13 protein-coding genes are annotated in these 20,661 nt (G+C 42.7%); 11 read left to right on the top strand and 2 right to left on the bottom strand.

Annotated elements, in window-relative coordinates; all coding sequences use genetic code 11:
* Window positions 1-1,029 (bottom strand): DNA polymerase III subunit beta (gene dnaN, locus AB5542_RS13555; RefSeq protein ID WP_368243127.1); only part of this gene is annotated, 1,029 nt, incomplete at its 3' end.
* A gap of 18 nt (window positions 1,030-1,047) precedes the next feature.
* Window positions 1,048-2,439 carry an aminopeptidase P family protein gene (locus tag AB5542_RS13550; RefSeq protein ID WP_087422167.1) on the bottom strand — a complete coding sequence of 464 codons (1,392 nt, stop codon included), beginning with the start codon at window positions 2,437-2,439 and terminating at the stop codon, window positions 1,048-1,050.
* A 643-nt stretch (window positions 2,440-3,082) separates the two neighbouring features.
* Between AB5542_RS13550 and AB5542_RS13545 the strand changes: the two genes are divergently transcribed.
* The 11 genes from AB5542_RS13545 to AB5542_RS13495 all read left to right on the top strand — a co-directional run bounded on the left by AB5542_RS13545 (window position 3,083) and on the right by AB5542_RS13495 (window position 20,661).
* Complete coding sequence (locus AB5542_RS13545; RefSeq protein ID WP_162613849.1) at window positions 3,083-4,240, top strand: FecR family protein; 1,158 nt, start codon at window positions 3,083-3,085, stop codon at window positions 4,238-4,240.
* A gap of 170 nt (window positions 4,241-4,410) precedes the next feature.
* Complete coding sequence (locus AB5542_RS13540) at window positions 4,411-7,944, top strand: SusC/RagA family TonB-linked outer membrane protein (RefSeq protein ID WP_279039095.1); 3,534 nt, start codon at window positions 4,411-4,413, stop codon at window positions 7,942-7,944.
* 12 nt (window positions 7,945-7,956) lie between these two features.
* The gene (locus AB5542_RS13535; protein WP_087422163.1) at window positions 7,957-9,519 is read left to right on the top strand and encodes a RagB/SusD family nutrient uptake outer membrane protein; all 1,563 of its coding nucleotides are present in this window, start codon (window positions 7,957-7,959) and stop codon (window positions 9,517-9,519) included.
* 11 nt (window positions 9,520-9,530) lie between these two features.
* Window positions 9,531-10,403, top strand: a complete 873-nt coding sequence (locus AB5542_RS13530) for a hypothetical protein (protein ID WP_140402617.1) — start codon at window positions 9,531-9,533, stop codon at window positions 10,401-10,403.
* Between the two features lie 12 nt (window positions 10,404-10,415).
* A complete protein-coding gene (locus AB5542_RS13525; RefSeq protein ID WP_279038769.1) occupies window positions 10,416-11,150 on the top strand; it encodes a fibrobacter succinogenes major paralogous domain-containing protein in 735 nt (244 codons plus the stop codon).
* A 68-nt stretch (window positions 11,151-11,218) separates the two neighbouring features.
* Window positions 11,219-12,424: a TlpA disulfide reductase family protein gene (locus tag AB5542_RS13520; RefSeq protein ID WP_279038767.1), complete on the top strand. Its 1,206-nt coding sequence runs from the start codon at window positions 11,219-11,221 to the stop codon at window positions 12,422-12,424.
* Between the two features lie 45 nt (window positions 12,425-12,469).
* Window positions 12,470-13,705 (top strand): thioredoxin domain-containing protein, encoded by a 1,236-nt coding sequence (locus AB5542_RS13515; protein WP_279038766.1) that lies wholly within the window; start codon window positions 12,470-12,472, stop codon window positions 13,703-13,705.
* 40 nt (window positions 13,706-13,745) lie between these two features.
* A complete protein-coding gene (locus AB5542_RS13510; protein WP_279038765.1) occupies window positions 13,746-14,909 on the top strand; it encodes a TlpA disulfide reductase family protein in 1,164 nt (387 codons plus the stop codon).
* Between the two features lie 246 nt (window positions 14,910-15,155).
* Complete coding sequence (locus AB5542_RS13505) at window positions 15,156-15,743, top strand: RNA polymerase sigma-70 factor (protein ID WP_118301957.1); 588 nt, start codon at window positions 15,156-15,158, stop codon at window positions 15,741-15,743.
* Between the two features lie 70 nt (window positions 15,744-15,813).
* On the top strand, window positions 15,814-16,884 hold the full coding sequence (locus AB5542_RS13500; protein WP_279038763.1) for a FecR family protein: 1,071 nt from the start codon (window positions 15,814-15,816) through the stop codon (window positions 16,882-16,884).
* 96 nt (window positions 16,885-16,980) lie between these two features.
* Window positions 16,981-20,661, top strand: a complete 3,681-nt coding sequence (locus AB5542_RS13495; RefSeq protein WP_279038761.1) for a SusC/RagA family TonB-linked outer membrane protein — start codon at window positions 16,981-16,983, stop codon at window positions 20,659-20,661.

Raw genomic sequence — 20,661 nt, 5'->3', positions numbered from 1 at the left:
CTCCAATACCAGAGATTCCGTGTTAAGGTTGGATAATATCTCTTGCACGAAAGGAGACTTGAACCCGATGGCCATCTCTTCTCCCTCGTACTGGCAAGTAATCGTTTCGTGTCCTGACATGGCATAATCCACGTCCTGAGCAGAAATCACGATCGTTCCGTTACTCAAGTCAAACTTCACCAAGTTACTGGCTTGGTTTGCCATCACGGAAACCCGTCTTAATGAATTATACAACTCCTTCTTTTCGATAATGATCTTTTTCGGGTTATTCTGCGGGATCACGGAATTATAGTTCGGGAAACGTCCTTCCACCAGCGTACAAACCATCTTGTAATTTCCGAAAGTGAAACAAGCCATTTTCTCGTTGAATTGCAAACGCAACTCGCTATCATCCTTCGGTAATATATTCTTCAACAACAAAGACGGTTTCTTCGGCAGGATCAACGCGAACTGATCCCCGTCCGTCTTGGCGTCAAAACGTTTGTAACGTACCAGCTTGTGAGCATCCGAAGCCACGAACGTGAAATTCTCCGGTCCCATCTCCATCAAGATACAGTTCATCACCGGACGCAAATCATCATTTGCCGTGGCAAAAACCGTACGGGTAATCCCCTCCAACAACATACCGCAATTCGTTGCAATCGTATTCACACTCTCGTCCATTCCGGATTGTACCGGATAATCCTCAGCACTCTCTCCCGGCACGGAAAACTCTCCCTTATCCGAGATAATCTTTACCTCGTTCGTCCCCGTGTTAATATCAAACGTCAAGGGTTGTTCCGGAAACTCTTTCAAAATATCCAGCAACAACTTCGCCGGGATCGTGATACTTCCCGGAGTTTCCAGGTTATCCAACTCGATCTTGGCCTCCATTGTCGTTTCTTTGTCGGATGCCGTGGCGTACAACGTATCATCCTTGGCTACCAACAAAATATTATCCAGAATCGGTTGCGCAGGTTTTCCACTAATCACCTTACTCACGGCCTGCAACCGCATCAAAAAACTACTACTTGATACAACGAATTTCATATCTGCTCTTTATAATTTTTATCCATTTATCGTATTTTCCACCTCTTCCACGGTAATCGGCGCCCGACGGTCACCCATACATTTACACCCGTTCTCCGTGATCAATATATCATCTTCCAGACGGATTCCACCGAAGTCCTTGTACGTCTCGATCTTGTCATATACCAAGAATTCCTTGTGCAATCCTTGTTCTCTCCACTGGTCGATCAAAGCGGGGATGAAATAACAACCCGGCTCGTCGGTAACCACGAATCCCGGTTGCAACTTACGACCCATACGTAAAGAAGAAGTACCGAACTGATTGATTGGACGAGTCTCGTCGTCATAACCCACGTAGATTTGTCCCAAATCCTCCATGTCATGCACGTCAAGTCCCATCATGTGACCTAACCCGTGAGGCATGAATAATGCGTGAGCCCCAGCTGCCACGGCAGCATTCACATCGCCTTTCATCAAGCCAAGGTCTTTCAACCCTTGAGCCAGAATCTTGCATACTTCCAGATGCACATACTGGTACGTCACTCCCGGACGGGCAATCTCCATCGCCTTGTTGTTACAAGCCAATACAATATTATATACATCTTTCTGACGTTGATCGAAACGTCCGCCCACCGGAACCGTACGGGTAAAATCGGAACAATAATTCATATTATTCTCCGCCCCGGCATCCGTCAGCATCATACGTCCCACGGTCAATGTCTTGCTATGATCGTGATTATGCAACGTCTCGCCATTCTGGGAAAGGATCACGGGGAAAGAAACCAGACTTCCGTAAGAGGCGGCAATTCCCTCGATCAACCCGGCAATATATTGCTCTTTCTGTCCCGGCAATGCGTGTTTCATAGCAGCCACGTGCATCTCGTAACCAATATTACAAGCCAAGTTAATTTGCTCGATTTCGCAAGCCTCCTTCACGGAACGCAATGCCACCACGGCCTTGATCAATTCCAGAGAAGAATAATTCTTAATCAGCGAGTGATGAATACCCAACAAATCCTCCAACAATAACATGTTGTGATAGCGATAAGGCGGTAAGAAATGAATCTTGCGTCCCTGGCTGATGGCCTCTTTCAAAGCCTCGGCCAATTTACCGAAAGGAGCGGAACAAGTCACACCCACGCTGGCAGCCAAATCCTTCACGCTCGGTTGCGGTCCCATCCAAATAATATCGTCCATGTCCACGTCGTTTCCGTACAGACAAACGTCCCCGGAATCCACGTCCATCAACCCGGCAAACCCGGGCATGTTCAAACCAAAGAAATAAAGGAAAGAACTATCCTGACGGAATTTATACGTGTTAGACGGATAATTTGCAGGAGCTTCCTCATTACCCAGTATCAATACCAAGCCGCCACTCATCTTGTCGATAAGTTGCTTTCTTCTATTTACATACACGCTTTTATCAAACATATTTATTATTTATTTAATGATTAATTTTCCTTGTCAAAATGAGTTGACAAGGTATAAATTTTTTTTCAATGTAACAATTCAAAAATCCATTTTAATCCGGAAAACCAATGCCCGTTCAGCCCCACTCACGGTTATACAACCGTTATACCATAGTTTTATATCCCTAATAATTTCCCACACCTCTTATCGTCACCTCTCCCCACCTTTTCCGGTATATTGGCAAAGGGTAATGAAAGGGCGATAAAAGGGTGATGAAAGGCCCCGAGGAGATTATTACCCTAGTAAAAGGCCGGCTTTACCCCAGCTTTAGGCTATGTCAATTTATCATTCTCCTAGTACTTTCCTGATAGTTCATTTAGACCACGAAGCATTCATCCTGCATTCATAGAGCATTCATCTTCGATAAAATAGATCTTTGATAAGATTATTCTTGCAAGTAAGGCATATCATGTAGTATATTAGCTAACCGGGAAGATATATTCATATTATTATATAGGGCCTCGCAACCATGGTTCAAGGGTTTTCCAAGGTATATGATATATCTTTCCGAAAAAAAATTAAAAATCGACTCACCCGGTTTTCACCCTCATCCGTATTCAAAGTGAAAATTGGATATTCCATAAAAAATAAACGGAACGAAAAGATGGAAAAAGATATTTTATCGAAACTAGAAGTTGCCCGCCTCATCGCTCTCCAGCGTTTGGGAATCCTGCCCGAATCAGAAGAACGGAGACTTTCTGCATGGATGGAAAGAGACGAAAAAAACAAGGCTTTTTATGAACAATTACGCCAAAAATCATTCAATGGAAATGCGACTTCACCATCCACGGCAGAAGGTTGGAATTTATTCGAGAAAAAATATCGTACCGGGAAAAAAGGCTCCCGGCCATTCCGACATACCCTCTACCGTCTGGTGGCAAGTGCCGCCGTGTTAGTTCTTGCCATAACAGGGACATACTACTATCTTACACAACCGAACGAAGAAATAATCTCCTCTCCCCAACCTGTTTCTGCCGTGCAGCTTGTACTGGAAAACGGAAATAAAATCACGCTGGATGACCCGCAATCTTCCGTGCTGGCTTTAAATAACAATGCTGCCTTACATGCGGAAAAACAAGAAATCGACTATGCTACCGCAGAAAAAGAGACGGTTGAAATTGATGAAATCTATCACACGATTATCGTTCCCAAATACGGGGAATACACCGTCCGTCTTTCCGACAATACAACCGTGAAACTCAATTCCGAAAGTACACTGACCTATCCCGTTCAATTCAAGGGAAAGGAGCGAAAAATCCGCTTAACAGGAGAGGCTTATCTGGAGGTGACACCCGACACCACCCGCCGTTTCATCGTTGAGGCCGCGGGCACCACGGTCACCGTGTTGGGAACCACGTTCAACGTGAACGCCTCCGCTCCCGACGGAAATGTAGCAACTACCCTCGTGAACGGGAAAGTGGAAGTAGGCAATGGCCTAACAACGACAATCATTTCCCCCGGCCAGCAAGCCATCACCACATCGGGAAACGCCCACATCGAAGTAAAAGAGGTTGACACGAACGTCGTAACGGCATGGGTACGGGATATGTTCTATTTTGACGAAAAACCACTGGGAGAAATCATGCAGGAATTATCCCGCTGGTACGAATTCAAAGTTATTTTCGAAAAAGAAAGCCTGAAACAACGGAAATTCACCATCGAGACATCTCGTTACGAAGATATTGACAAGGTTCTGAAATTGATTGAAGAGACGCACGTAGTCACGTGCAGAAAGGAGGGAAAAACCATATACATCCAGTAATCTGAAAATAGAAACGGGACATGTTGGCAGCACGTCCCATCGCTATAATTCGTAAACCACACTCCCCGGTCAAAGCGAGTGTTAGTACAAATCAGTAAAACAAAATTATGAAAAAAGATTGTTTTATTCACGCTTGTACGCGTGAAAAATTAAAAAAACTACTGTTAATTATGAAATTAAGCAGCTTGTTGATGCTATTATTCTGCATGAATTTGTCGGCTGGGATTTACGCCCAAGAAGCCAGATTGTCGGTCTCAGTCGAAAATAGTAACATCCGGGAAATCATCCGGATCATAAAACAGCAGAGCGACTACACGTTCGTTTATAACGTGGAGGAATTGGATCATATCGGATCAATCACCATGAACGTGAAGGATTCCGACGTGAGAACCATTCTCGATGCTTGCCTGAAAAATAGCGGGTACACCTACTCCATTCTCGACAAAGTGATCGTCATTCGTAAGGCAGAACCTCAACAACAGGAACAGATCAAGAAAATACGAGGTACCATCACGGATAAAAAGAAAGTTCCCCTACCCGGCGTGACCGTGCTAATCAAGGGAACCACCACAGGAGTCTCCACGGATATGAACGGGAAATTCGAAATGGTTCAGCCGAAAGATTCCAACATCGTGTTACTCGTTTCTTTTATCGGAATGAAAACCCAGACCATTCCTTACAAGGGACAGGACCTGACCATCGTGGTGGAAGAAGATTCACAGGAAATGGAAGAAGTGGTTGTCACCGGTTATCAAGTCATTAATAAGAAAAAATCCACGAGTGCCATCACTTCAGTAAAAATGGATGATATTATGATTCCGGGTGCCACCTCCATCGACCAGATGCTGGAAGGACGAGTTTCAGACATGATCTTAATGACGAATTCCGGAGAAGTGGGTGTTGCCCCCAAAATCAGAATCCGGGGAACATCGACATTGGTCGGGAACCGGGAACCGTTGTGGGTCGTGGATGGAATCATCGTGCAGGACCCTGTACCCATCTCGTCAGAGGAACTAAATGACCCCGATTATATCAACCGGATCGGTAATGCCATTGCCGGACTAAACCCGCAAGACATTGAACGTCTCGATATTCTGAAAGATGCCGCCGCTACCGCCTTGTACGGGACGAAAGCGGCCAACGGGGTAATCGTGATCACAACGAAAAAAGGACGTGTCGGAGACCCGATTATCAGCTACAACATGACCACTACTTTCCGGCAACGCCCGCGCTACACGGATCGGAAAATTAACGTGATGAATTCAAGAGAAAGAATCCAACTTTCCCGTGAATTATTTGACCAGCATTACGTGTACAACGGGAGTGTAAACCCGGTAGGTTACGAGGGACTTTTGAATGACCTGTACAACGGAAAACTCACGGATACGCAATTTTCCCAAGAGGTTGCCAAACTTGAAACCATGAATACCGATTGGTTCAAGCTTTTGACTGAAGATACCTTTTCCCATCAACACACCGTTAGTATTTCAGGAGGCTCCGAGAAAACCCGCTATTATTCCTCTATCGGCTTTTCCAGAGATAACGATGTTATCAAAGGGAATTACAATCAACGTTACACGGCCTCATTAAACGTGGAAACCACACTGACCAAATGGTTTACAGCCTCTTTCCAGATGCAAGAGAATGTCAGCCACCGGGAATACAATCAAGATGCCATAAACCCGATGGATTACGCATACAATGCCAGCCGGGCAATCCCTGCCTACGATGAAAACGGGAATTACGCTTACTACAAGAAAATGACAGGCAACAGTTCACGTCGGAATTATAACATTTTGAACGAACTGGAAAACAGTTATACCGATCAACACACGTCCGGAATTACCGTAAATGCCAACCTTAAATTCAATTTTACAAACTGGCTGAACGCAAATGCCATCATTTCTTACACGAATTCCAACGCCGAGATCGAAGGTTACTGGGGAGAAGAGACATACTATGCCGCCTCTCTTCGGGGAACGGAATTCGGAACAATTCCCACCCCCGGCGAAGACAGTAATAGCGTGTTACCTTTCGGGGGTGAATTGACTCGAAATGAAACCCGTAGTAACTCTTACACGGCTCGTTTACAGGTTAATGCCAACAAATATTTCGGAGCCGACGAACAGCATAATATCAATGCCAGTGCCGGGTTCGAATTAAGTTCCTCTCGATACAACGGTTTCAAAAGCGTGGATCGCGGGTATTATCCCGACCGGGGTAAAATGTTCGTCAGTAACATCAGTATTTCAGATTACCCGACTTACGGTTCGTGGTTGGCAAGCAATGTCCCGAGCGTGACGGATAATCTGACGAATATGCTATCCGGGTATGCTACTCTCTCTTATAGTTATCAAAACTATTTCACAGTAAACGTGAATGCCCGCGTGGACGGTTCCAACAAGTTCGGAGACCAGAGTAATAATAAATTCTTACCTATCTGGTCTGCATCCGGGGCGTATAACATCTCGGAACATGACATGCTGCAAAAGGAGTGGATCGACTATATTACCCTGAAAGTTTCTTTCGGTTACCAAGGAAACATGTTGGAAGATCAATCCCCGGTCATGTTGATCCAAAAGAACCCAATGGACCCTTATTATAATGAAATGACCTCCAAAATTACACGGAATCCGAATCCGAACTTGAAATGGGAAAAAACCAGCTCATTCAATACCGGATTAATGTTTTCCCTCTTACGCAATCGTGTACAAGTAGAAGGACAGTATTATTACAAACGCACGAAGGATGCCTTTATGACAAAAGAAGTGGCAAACATGAACGGCGTGGATTCTTACGTAATTAACGGTGGAGACGTGGAAAACAAGGGTTACAGCGTCGATATTACCGTTTCTCCCATTTCCAGACAGAATGTACGCTGGACATTATCGACCTCATTTTCCAAAAACTTCAACAAAGTGAAGAACGATCCGGACGCACAAACCTATAATTACTCGGATTTTCTAAACGGGACCGTGGTCGTGAAGGATAAGGCCGTGAACACATTCTACTCTTACAAGTTTATCGGGATCAGTCCCGTGGATGGAGGACCGATGTTTGACGATATGGAAAACAACAAACACGAGTTAAGTGGGTTAAGCAAATATGAAACCTTCACCCGCGTGTTAAAAGCATCCGGACGCAGGGAGCCTTATATGTCCGGTGGATTAAGTACCACGCTACGATACAAGAACTTGCGTATGAGCGCCATGTTCTCGTATAGCTTAGGTGCCAAAACCCGTTTGTTCCGAATGTTTAATGACAATATAAAACCGGAATTCAATGTTCACCGTGATTTTCTAAAACGCTGGCAGAAGCCGGGGGACGAGAAAAGCACAAATATCCCCTCTTTGATGTCTTACGGAAGTGCTGCGTATTATAGATACTATACCCATTACTCCAATCTTTTTGATGATATACAACCCTTTGCCTCGGACGCTTGGACAATGTATGATTATTCGGATGCACGAGTGGTCAGTGCCAACTATCTGAAATGCTCCAGTCTTAGTTTCACGTACGAGTTCGGGGAGCGTATCTTGCCGAAAATAGGGATGTCACGGTTGGCCCTGACGTTATCAGGCACTAACCTGTTCACGCTTTGTTCCAGCAAATTAAAAGGTCAAACACCCACACAAGGAGGATTCAGCGAAATACAATTATCCGAACGTCCGACTTATTCATTCGGTTTAAGTGTCTCATTTTAAAAACAGGATTCCATGAAAAATATATTATTTATCGGATTACTATTACTCTCCATGAGTGCCTGTTCGAGTTTCTTGGAAGAATACTCCCAGGATCTGGCAAGAGTTGAAAACATTACCGACCTTGACGAACTATTACTAGGAAGCGCTTATCTCCCCGCCGGCAAGATCAGCAGTACCAGCTCCGGAGGAAGTTCCATGAACGGCGACCCGTACAGTTATTTCATTCATTTCATGTCCGACGAATTACAGCAAAACGGATCGCAAGTAGATCGTTCCGCTTTCGACCCAATGAGCAGTAGTATATTCGGGTATTACACTTGGCAACGAAATGTCGGCATTGATATTAAAGGAACCATGATCGGAACAGAAAATTCATTCTGGAAATCGACCTACCAATACATCAATGCAACTAACATGATTCTGGATGAACTGGAAAATGTCAGTGCAAAAGGAAACGAGGAAGAATTAAATAAGATCCGGATAGAAGGAGAGGCTCGTTTCCTGCGAGCCCTGTATTATTTCTCGCTGGTAAACCTGTATGCAGAACCTTATGCCCCGTCAAAAGCAGCCCAAACACAGGGGATCCCATTAAAACTCACCTCCTATATTGAGGATAAGGATTACACGTGTAGCAGCGTGTCCGAGATTTACGAACAAATTATACGGGATTTGAAAAAAGCGGAAGAATGTCTTGCCCAAACCAGTCGTAAGTCTGTCTACCGGGCAGACCTGACAGCTACCTACTTATTAATGAGTCGCGTGTATCTTTATATGCAAGATTACAAAAATGCCCGGACATACGCACAATACGTACTTGACAGAAACGATAACCTGACCGATCTGAAATCGTTCGCCGGACAGGACAATGTATTCACCTCGCAATCAAGCGAAGTACTATTCTCCATGGGGGGACATTTACTATCCTCCTACATCTACGGGAGTGATAGTAACGAGGAACAATACCCATTTTACGTGTCAGAGGACTTGATTAAAGCATTTGATAATGACAATGATTTGCGAAAATCCCTTTACATCACGGAAGGAACATTCGGTTATTATTACAAAAAAATATACTGGGGAAGAAGTCATTATAACGAAGCTTGTAGCGTGTCGGACAATTTCATGTTCCGAACATCCGAGGCTTATCTGAATTTGGCCGAGGCTGCCGCGTTCGACGATGACGAACCCACCGCTCGCCGGATTCTCGGTTTATTACAGGCGAAACGTTTCAGCACGCCCCCGGCAATCACCGAAAGCGGTAACGCCTTGATTGATTTAATCCGTCATGAACGTCAAAGAGAATTGTGTTTGGAAGGCCACCGCTGGTATGATTTACGCCGTTACACCGTATGCGAAAAATATCCTTGGTCAAAAAGCTTTCAACACGTCTTTACGGATTATGAACTGAGTTTATCTGTTTATGACTATGTTGCCATACGCACCCGGGTTTTCGAGTTAGAGGCAAACGATAAGGCATATACATTATCATTCCCGAAAGAAGTTCTGGATTTCCAAAACAATTTAAGTAAAAACGAACGTCCGGATCGTATTCCGGTGGAAACCATTAATCATTAAACATGAAAGCCATGAACAAAATATATTATATTATAACCCTTTGTATATTCATTATTTCTTGCGGTAAAGAAGATACATTGGCGCCAACGGGGGCACGTGATGATTATTTTACCATTTCACCCGATGCCACCGATCCCGAATCTGTATTACGTAGAAATTTTTACGAAACTAACGGGGTGCATCTACTCTTCAACGATACTTTACGCCACGAACAAAGAGGTACAAATGCAGACGGAACACCTTACTGGTTCACGGAAATCATCGACTTGGGATACTCCATGACAAGCCTTACCAGTGGACTGAAGTTCAACTACCTGCAAGGCCAAACGATCAAGGAAACGGGTATTGATTTCGCGGAAAATCAGATACTTTCCCATTTAGGGAGCCAGATACGCCCCTACTCCATCTTACTTGCCGGGCAAATCTACACGTACAACCGGGATCAAAACACGTACAAATACTACGATTTTTATAACGGAATGCGTTGTTTGGCCATTAGTTGCGACAAAATCCCCACGATGAGCGAGGATGAAATTTACACTTTCCGGCAAAGTATTCTTCTGGATATTGCAAGCAATAAAATAAAAAATTTGGAATCAAGTGTTTTCACCGAATTTTATTCATTCTGCAGTGAATATTACGGGGAATATTACTCGGATCTAGGAATAAGCAGGCCCACGGGGGATGACTTGTATGCCTACGGTTTCATATCCTCCTACTATTCCAGTTTCCCGTCAAGAAGCAATGACGTGACGGCCTTCACGCAAGCTTTATTCAATACCAAAGAACAGGAATTCAAGGAAAAATATGCCAATTTCCCGGTCATCATTCAAAAATACAATATCATTAAAAATATTGTCATGGATATGGGATTTAAATTTTAACACGAGAAGGATATGAAAAAAATAATCTATACAATATGTCTTGCCCTGATGACTTTCTGCATCGGGTGTGATGATGACGATAATCATTTGCCACAGGTGAAACCGGAAAGCACCGGAACCCTCACGGATGACGAGGGAAACGAATACACTTGGGTCCGCTATGACGGTCTGGACTGGATGACCTCTAATTTCAAAGCCGGAACCCCGTATTACGAATTAAAAGATTCATGGGGATGGAGTGACCTAATCAGTATCAGTGATAAAGATCAAGCCATTGCCGATTACGATATGTACGGGAATCTATACACGTACGAGGATGCCATTGCCAACGCACCAGAAGGATGGCGATTACCCACGGATGAGGATTGGAAAAAACTGGAAAAAGTTTTAGGAATGTCTCCCGGTGAACTCGACGATACAGGATGGCGAGGTTCTGTCGAGGGTGAACTCATACAACAGGATGAAACGGGAAGTGGCATACATTTACTCCTTGCCGGATATGTCAGTTTACAACCGGGAACTCCTCTTTTTCAATACCTACGTCAAGTCCGTGAATACGGGTATTACTGGAGCAGCACGGTTGACGAAAGCTACACGCAATCAACCGCCGTGTACTACCGGAGAATTCGTTTCAATTCTTCACAGATAGAACGAACGAGTACCACCATCGAGGAAAAAGATTACGTTCAGAATGTATATAAAAGATTCATGAGCGTACGTTACGTGAGAGACGCACAAAACAATTAAACATGAAAATTGAAAATGGAGAATGATAAACCAAAACTTTCTCCATTTTCACAAATACCATTCACAAAATGAGACAATTATATTACATTGTCGTGGCGCTGTTATTATGTGGTGCCTGCGACAAACAGGGAGGGTATGTCATCCGGGGAAGTTTTCCCGGTTTGAAGGACGGGATGATCGTTAAATTGAACCAGATCGAGGACCCGTTCAATGAAATCAACCTAAGTATAGACACGGTACGTAACGGTCAATTTGAATTAAAAGGTGTTACCCCCTCTCCCGTGTTCTGCAAAATAACCATCAGTAACAAAGACCTTGTCACCGATAAAAAAGAAATCAAAAATAACGGTACACTCTTGTTTCTCGATAATTCAAAAATGGAGTTACAAGCAGAGCATTACGATAGTCTATCCTACATTATCTTCATGCATCCTCTCTCTACTCGAGGGAAAGCTAAGGTAACAGGCGGACCGCTACAAACCGAATTCAATCACTATCGTGAAGTGTTACAACCTTTGGAGGCAGACGCAGACATTCCCTCGTCTAAATTACTGGAAGCAAGGTTCTACAAACACCAATATTCTCCGGAAGAATACAGTAAACTTTACGAGGAACAATACCCGTTATTGCTCTCCCGTCAGGCAAAAGTCGACGCGGCCCGCATGGATTTTATTCGCCAATACCCGACATCTCCCCTATCTCTATACATTGCAGAAACATTGATAAACACGGAATTTTCCCGCACCAAGGAAGAGTTGGAGGAATTGTCACGTATCACGGCCCACGTGGAAGATTCCGTACGCAAGCCACGTTTTTTGAAAAGGATGGAACTTGCACAATTTCAATATAAAGGAGTAATATACACCGATCTCTCGCTGGAAACCCCGACAGGAGAAAACGTGAAATTATCGGAGCATATCCAACCGGGACGTTACACGATTCTGGATTTTTGGGCATCCTGGTGCGGACCTTGCAAGGCTGCCATTCCCTCTATAAAAAAACTCTACAACGAGTACAGCCGGGAAGTGCTGGATGTGATCAGTGTATCGGTAGATGAAAAAAATGCAGACTGGCAAAAAGCCTTGAAAGAAGAAAAAATGGAGTGGGCGCAATTAAGAGCCGCACAAAGAGAAAGCATGATGGAATTGTCGTTTAAATACAATTTACTCAGCATTCCGCGTCTGATGCTGGTGGACCCGGAGGGTAAAGTTGTCTTTAGCGGTAATGATGCCGATGCCCTACGGTTAACATTCAAACAATTAGTTAGGGAATAATAACTCGTATAATCACCGTATTGTATTAAATCAAAAAAATCACGTATGAAAAAAATAATATCTTTTGCCATTTGTATTTTATTCACGTTCCCGCTACTCGCACAGCATGGGGTAAATTTTAGGGATCTCTCCTACGAACAAGCACTTGCGCAAGCGAAGCAGGAAAATAAACTCTTGTTTATTGATTGCTACACGGAATGGTGCGGCCCATGCAAAAAAATGATGAATGAGGTTTTCCCTCAAAAAGCAGCCGGGGACTTTTTCAACCCCAGATTCGTAAGTGTCAAGTTTGACATGGAAAAAGGGGAAGGCAAAGAATTAAGTAAAAAATTTGGTGTTCACGCTTATCCCACTTTTTTAATTGTTCGCACGGATGGCACGGTACAACATAAACTGACCGGGAGTAGCGATCTGGAAGGATTTATTGAAAGGGTACAAAAGGGGCTGGAAGAAGAAAATACTCTTCCCTACCAGCACCAACTTTACGCGAAAGGAGAAATGAGTAAACAGCAGCTACTCGCCTATAAAGAATGTTTATCGGAAGCCAATGACAAAGAAAAAGCGGCTCAAATATATAACGAATTACTAGAACAACTATCTGACTCGGACAAGATGCAAAAGGAATTTTGGGGTATTTACGAAGACCGGAGCTGCCAGATCGGTACCCCTCTCTTCAATTACCTGTTGTCAAATCTAACTTCTATCCGGGAAAATGTCGGAGCGGAAAAAGTAGACAACTATTTATTCCCCAAATATCAAAAAGCTCTAAACGACTATATCCGCGGGTTCCAGCAAGAAAATTCCCTTCCCGTTTCCGAATTAAAAAGACAAGTCTCGACTTTAAATATAAATCAACAGGAGATATTGACAGAAATGGCCAATCTGGCAACACTAGTCGATCAACAAAAAATAGACAAGATCGCCAAAATAATCGAGACAAATGTAACCAAAAACGATGTCAAAGAAATCATCCCGTATGTCATGGGCTACCGGGCGATCACATGGCAAATGAAAGAACCGGACACAACGCATCTCGCCAAACTTGGTACAAGACTGATCAAAAAAATCATTCCCGTGATAGAAAATAAAGCGTCCTCCTTAACAGTTGAGGAACTATACGATTACTCGTTTGTATTTCTGACTCTGGAAAAACACATTAGCAAATCCAACTACGCCCGGCTTGCCGCAATCGGAGAAAAAGTGATTCCCCAATTACCGGAGAGTCAATACAAAATGTTCGTGGAGACTACATTCAAAACTTACAAAGAACGTTCCCGCTAACATACTTATTTATTTCTTAATCATTTAAATATAGATCATCATGAAATATCTATTATCACTTTTATTTCTCGGTTCGATGGCTGCCTGTATCGAAAAACCGACAGATCATTTCGTGTTACGCGGTACGGTTCCCGGAGCCATTGATAGTACCGAAGTGACCTTGGCATCTTACAAGGAATACCATAAGAAAATTGCCTCAGGATATGTCATCAATGGAAGATTTGAACTTCAAGGAAAAGTAAATACCCCCGTGTATTGCCGACTAAGCATGAACGATCAGCACGCAAATACAAACAAAGAATCAAAAGACAAAAGCCCCAATAAATATGTGGAGATCGGCTTTTTTGTTGAGAACGGCAACCTGACCTTTCAAACTCCCCATATCGATAGTCTGCCACAATCTTTTTGGCTGTATGATATTCGCAAAGAGAAGAATTACACGTTGAAAGGTTCTGTTGCACAGGATATATTCTATCAATACCAACAACAAACCATATCCCCGCGCCATGAAATCGAATCCCTCACCAAAGCCTACATGGAAAACGGGAATGTTGAAAACTTCAAAACCTCGTATGCCAAACAAATCAAGCTCGAAAACCAAACGAAAGAATTTATAAGGAGTCATCAAAACTTGGCTGTAAATCTCTATCTCGCGGAACAATTGAAAAAAAAGCCTTTCACTTATGATCAGGCGTACCTGGATGAACTAACCGAATTTTTCGCTCCCTATCAAGACACATGCCTCGCATTACAACAGTTTCGTCAATACCTGCAAACAGCCCGTACTTTCGTACAAGGTAAAGCGTTACGAGACGGAGAAATGACTACTCCTGACGGGAAAAAAGCCACCCTACTCTCCCAGCTCAAAAAAGATCATCACACGGTGATTGATTTCTGGGCTTCATGGTGCGGACCTTGTCGGGCAAGTTTCCCTCACCTGCGGGAAATGCACAAGACATACGGAGAAAAAGTAACTTTTATCAGCTTGTCTGTGGATAAAAGTGAAAAAGATTGGCAGAAAGCGCTGGAAGAAGAAAAACTCCCTTGGAATCAGTATCTCGCCACCCCGGAATTGAGTAAAGACACCCGAACAAACTACAACCTAAATAGTATTCCGACATTTTTAGTCATCGATCCGAGAGGTAAAATCATCTATTCCGGGAGTAACAGTGGGGAATTAGAAATTATGCTGGAGAAAATTTAACGTTCATAAAACCAAAATATAAAAATCAATTCTGATCATAAGTTGATGATCATTCTAGTTTGGATGGCCGGAGTACAGGAACTATTTCTGTATTCCGGTTTCTTTTTTCTATACTTTCTAAACAAAATATTTAACCGGAATATATTTCAAATTACAAAATTTGTTTCATAAATTTACCCTCCAAGTCGATATAAATTTATGCCCGAAGAATATAAAAAGACGTGAACTGAATGAGAACAAACTGATATGGAGGCAAAAAAAGACACGAGTACAATGGATTATGGTGAAATTTTTAAAGGAAATACAAGAGCTTTCGAGCAACTCTTTAAAAATTACTATGCCCCGTTGCGTGGTTACTGCCAAGGAATCGTGATAGATAAACAAATCAGTGAAGATATTGTCCAAGATGCTTTCGTATATTTATGGAATAATCGTAAAACATTAGAAATCAAAACAACAATCCAGACTTACCTCTATTCTACCGTGCGACACGGAGCGCTACATTACCTGAAAAAACAATTGATGGAACGCACTCATTTTCCCCGTCTTGCCGAATTCATCACTTATCTACAAGAATCGGAATATTCAGAAGAAGAGGTCGTGAAATTAGAAAAAGCGAAAAAGATCCTGCAAGAACTTCCCGAACAATGTAGAATTGTTTTTGTCATGAATTGCATTGATGGTAAAAAGTATAAAGACATCGCAGAGGAACTGAATATATCCGTTAACACGGTAAAAACTCATTTATCAAAAGCTTACCGTAAATTCAGAGAAAAATTAGATGACAGAGCTTACCTTTTATTATTGATTAATAGCTACTTGAAAAAAAGATGAAAAATATTTCATTTTAGGGTCACCCATTTTCCGGTTTCGATCCCCTTAAACGAAATGAAACTGGAAAAACATGAATAAACAAATATACTTTCTGATCAGAAGAGCTTTTTATTCCTTGCAGAATGAAAATGACGAGGTTAATTCCGCATGGAAAAACGTACAATCAAGATGTAAAGGGTATTCCAAGCCATCATTAAAACTTCGTATTTTTAAATACGCAGCTGTCTTCATGCTGGCATTATCCTTGGGTTCTTACTTATGGTATTTTCAACAATCCGATACATCTGATACCGATCACACAGACATTCGGTCCGTTCCACCTAAAGCAAAATTAATACTGGCAACGGGGGAACATTTCTACCTTGAAAATATGGAACAAAATATCTCTATAAAAGATCTAGGAGTAAAAATCTCGAAAGATTCTGTAAGTAATGCCCTATATTATAATATTGATTCTCTCGGGGAAGAAAACCTCCCCACCGAATACAATCAACTGATTATTCCGAAAGGTGGAGAATTCTCTTTAAAGCTGGCCGACGGATCAACCGTATGGCTAAACTCGGAATCCACGTTAAAATTCCCGGTTCAATTTACCTCCGCCTGTCGGGAAGTTTATCTTGAAGGAGAGGCATTTTTCGACATCAAAAAAAATGAACATTCACCTTTCATTGTTCACTCGGGTGACAAGAAAGTTACCGTACTGGGTACCCGTTTCAATGTTTCAGCCTACCCAGAAGATCCAAGCTGGCAAGTAACCTTAGTACAGGGGAAAGTGGCCATACAAATAGCTGATCATGAAGAAAAAATATTACAACCATCCGAACAATATTCACTAAACAACAACACGGGAGAGATCGAGATAAAAACAGTTGAAACCGAACTCTACACCTCATGGCTTGACGGGAAATTCTACTTTAAAGGTTACCGTTTTGAAGACATCGTGAGAAAATTAGAACGATGGTACGATTTCCAAATGCATTACCAACAAGAAGAAATCAGGGATATGCATTTCCGGGGAGTTATTAATAAACATTACCCGTTGGAAAAAACATTAAAATATCTGGAAGAAACAACAAATATTACATTTGACATTGATGGCAGAACGATCACCGTAAAGAAAATAGAAAAACAAAAGGAATGAGTTCCGAAATAACCCATTCCCTTATCAATACCACCTTTTATTTTCCATTTTGCAGTCGGCAAAATAAAAGGCTAATATTAATTTAATTACAAAATTATGGAAAAAAAGAGTCAGATCACATTTTTTTATCTACAAGAAAAGTTAAAAAAAGGGGTCATGCTTGTCACATTCATTGCACTAAGTTTGTTTACAGGTTACCAGACCTGTAAAGCAGACCCATTGACCCAAGGAGACAGTGTTACATTTACAACACGACAAATGATGATGGAACAAGTATTTGACCTCATCACGCAACAACTGAAATATGATATTTTTTACAGTGAAAATGAACTGAACATCCGAAAAATGGTACAGATGCCTCAATTAAAAATGAAACTTACCGATGTTCTGAACCAGATGTTACAGAAAGAATTCACGTATCGATTTGACAATAACACGATCATCATCCGTCCGGCGAAACAAACCGATACGAGTAATCCTCTTCAAATCCGAGGCACTGTTACAGATAAAAATAAGATGCCACTCCCCGGGGTTACCGTTCTCATCAAAGGGACAACAATAGGAGTCGCCACGGATAAAGACGGACGTTTTATTATCGCTCCGTCTAAAGATGCCGACATTGAACTGATTGTCTCTTTCGTTGGAATGAAGACTCGAACCATTTCCTACAAAGGAGAAAAAGATTTAATTATCGTCATGGAAGAAGATTCCCAAGAAATGGACGAGGTGGTTGTCACCGGTTATCAAGTAGTTGACCGCCGGAAAAATACAAGCGCAGTCAACTCATTCAACATGGATGAACTAATGATCCCCGGAACTTCATCCATAGACCAGATGCTGCAAGGACGAGTACCAGACATGATGGTCATGAGTAATTCCGGTGAAGTCGGTGTCGTTCCAAAGCTACGTATTCGCGGTACATCCACCTTGATCGGAAACCGTGAACCGTTATGGGTGGTGGACGGAATTGTCGTACAAGATCCCGTTCCGATCTCCCCCGAAGAATTAAATGACCCGGACTACATCAACCGTATCGGGAATGCCATCGCGGGGATTAACCCACAAGATATTGAGCGTATAGACGTATTAAAAGACGCCGCGGCAACGGCTCTCTACGGGACGAAAGCGGCAAACGGGGTTATTGTAATCACGACTAAAAAAGGACGTATCGGTCGCCCGATTGTTACTTACGCCATGACCATGACCCTACGACAACGCCCAAGTTACTCCGATCGCCAGATCAATGTCATGAACTCAAAAGAACGCATCCAGTTCTCTAGAGAATTAGTTGCCAATCACTACCAATTTCCCAGTGATATGTCCATGGTGGGCTACGAGGGACTTATAAATAAATTATACAACCATGAACTGACGATACCGGAATTTGACAAGGAAGTGGCCCGTTTGGAAACCGTCAACACGGATTGGTTTGACTTGCTGATGCGCAACAGTTTATCCCACCAGCACACAATCAGTATTTCCGGAGGTTCGGAAGAGGCCCGGTACTATGCCTCTATCGGCTACAACCGGGATAATGACGTGATCTGGAAAGACCACAATGAACGTTACACGGCAGCCTTAAACCTTGATGCAAATCTAACCCCGTGGTTAACAGCCTCATTAAGTATGAATGGGAACGTATCCTCTCGTGATTATTATCAGGAAGAAATCGCCCCCATGCAATACGCCTACAAAACAAGTCGGGCAATCCCCGCCTTCGAGGACAACGGAGAATACGCCTATTACGAGAGGAAATATAGTAACTGGGAATATTACAATTACAACATACTGAATGAACTGGATAACAGTTCTTACGGACAAGAAGGAGCCGGGCTGACGGTGAACGCAAATTTACAATTCAAATTCAACAGCTGGCTAAATGCCAATGCCATCGCCTCTTACTCAACCTCCCACACGACAATCGAGGGCTGGTGGGGAGAGAAAACCTTTCACGCGGCATTATTGAGAGGAACAGAATACGGGATTTTACCCACGCCTTACACCGAAGTCTGGGATGATTATTACGAGGAATATGTTAGTGAAGGAGGTAGTAGCGAACTACCATACGGGGGCGAACTCAGCCGGAAAGAATCAAATAATAACTCTTACACGATCCGCCTGCAATTAAATGCCAACAAATATTTTGGTGCTAATGACAAACACAATATTAATGGCTCTGTCGGTTTCGAAATGAGTTCTTCACATTACAAAGGATATAGCAATGTCACCCGCGGGTATTTCAAAGACCGGGGAATGAGTTTCGTGGACAATATCAGTCTGAGCGACTACCCGAATTACGGAACCTGGTTAGCCGGTAATGTCCCGACAATCACAAACGAGATAAGTAACACGATTTCGTTCTATGCATCCGTATCTTATAGTTATTTCAACTTCTTCACGGTAAATGCAAATGCACGTGTTGACGGTTCTAACGGTTTCGGGGATCAAAGTAATGACAAATTATTGCCCATCTGGTCTGCCTCTGCCATGTGGAATTTATCAGAACATGAATGGATTCAACAATTTTCATGGATCGACTTTCTACGGGTAAAAGCCTCTTTCGGGTATCAAGGAAATATGTTGAGTGACCAGACTCCACTAATGATTATTTCCAAAAAACCGACAAACGCATATTATAACGAGAATGTTGCCACCGTGGAACGTTACCCGAACCCGGACTTAAAATGGGAAACCACCCGATCATATAACTTAGGATTGGAATTCTCTTTATTTAAAAATAAATTACAAATCGAGAGTTCCTATTACTGGAAACACACGGAAGATGCCTTCATGACCAAAAAGATTGCATCCATGAACGGGGTGGATGGAAACTCCTACGTCGTAAACGGGGGTGACGTGGACAACAGCGGTTATAGCGTGGCTTTAACCGTATCACCGATCAACACGAAGGATTTTCGCTGGACATTATCCACTTCATTCTCCAAGACGTTCAACAAAATGGAAAGTGATCCGGATGCCAACCAATACGAACTTAACAATTTCCTGGAAGGAACCGCACTGGTAAAGGGAAAAGCCATCGGAACATTCTACTCTTACAAATTCATGGGATTAAGCCCTGTTGACGGAGGCCCCATTTTCGATGACGGAGAAGACAACAAAGAAGAACTTCGCGGGTTAAGCAAATACGACACTTATACTCGTGTCTTGAAAGCATCCGGCAATCGAGAACCGACAATTTCCGGTAGTTTGAACACAAGTGTTCGCTGGAAAAATATTCGTCTGAGCGGTTCTTTTGCTTACAGCATGGGTAATAAAATCCGTTTATTCGCCATGTATTCCCCCAAGGCCGACGCGACAATGAGTGCCGACGAAATCCGGGCAGAAAATAACGTTAGTAAAGATTACCTAAAACGCTGGAAAAAGTCCGGGGATGAACTTCATACAGACATACCGGCAATTATTAGCCAAGGAAGTGATGCGTACTGGAAATACAATCGTCATTGGAGCGACAAATCTGATTATTCAGATATACAAACCATTGCCAATTCCGTGTGGAATATGCATGATTACGGGGATCACCGGGTTGTAAGCGGGAATTACTTGAAATGTTCCAATCTAAGCGTCACGTATGAATTTGCAGACCCTATCTTGAAGAAATTAAATCTATCTCGTCTTGCCTTAACTTTATCGGGAGCCAACCTATTCACGATTTGCTCTTCCAAGTTAAAAGGCCAAACACCAACCCAAAGCGGTTTTGCCACCATACAATTAAGTGACCGACCCAATTATTCATTTGGATTAACCGTTTCATTTTAA

The organism is Butyricimonas sp. RTP31003st1_G1_RTP31003_210430 (assembly GCF_040920905.1).
In the GTDB taxonomy this organism is placed as follows: Bacteria; Bacteroidota; Bacteroidia; order Bacteroidales; family Marinifilaceae; genus Butyricimonas; species Butyricimonas paravirosa.
This window is presented reverse-complemented; position numbering and strand designations above follow the sequence as displayed.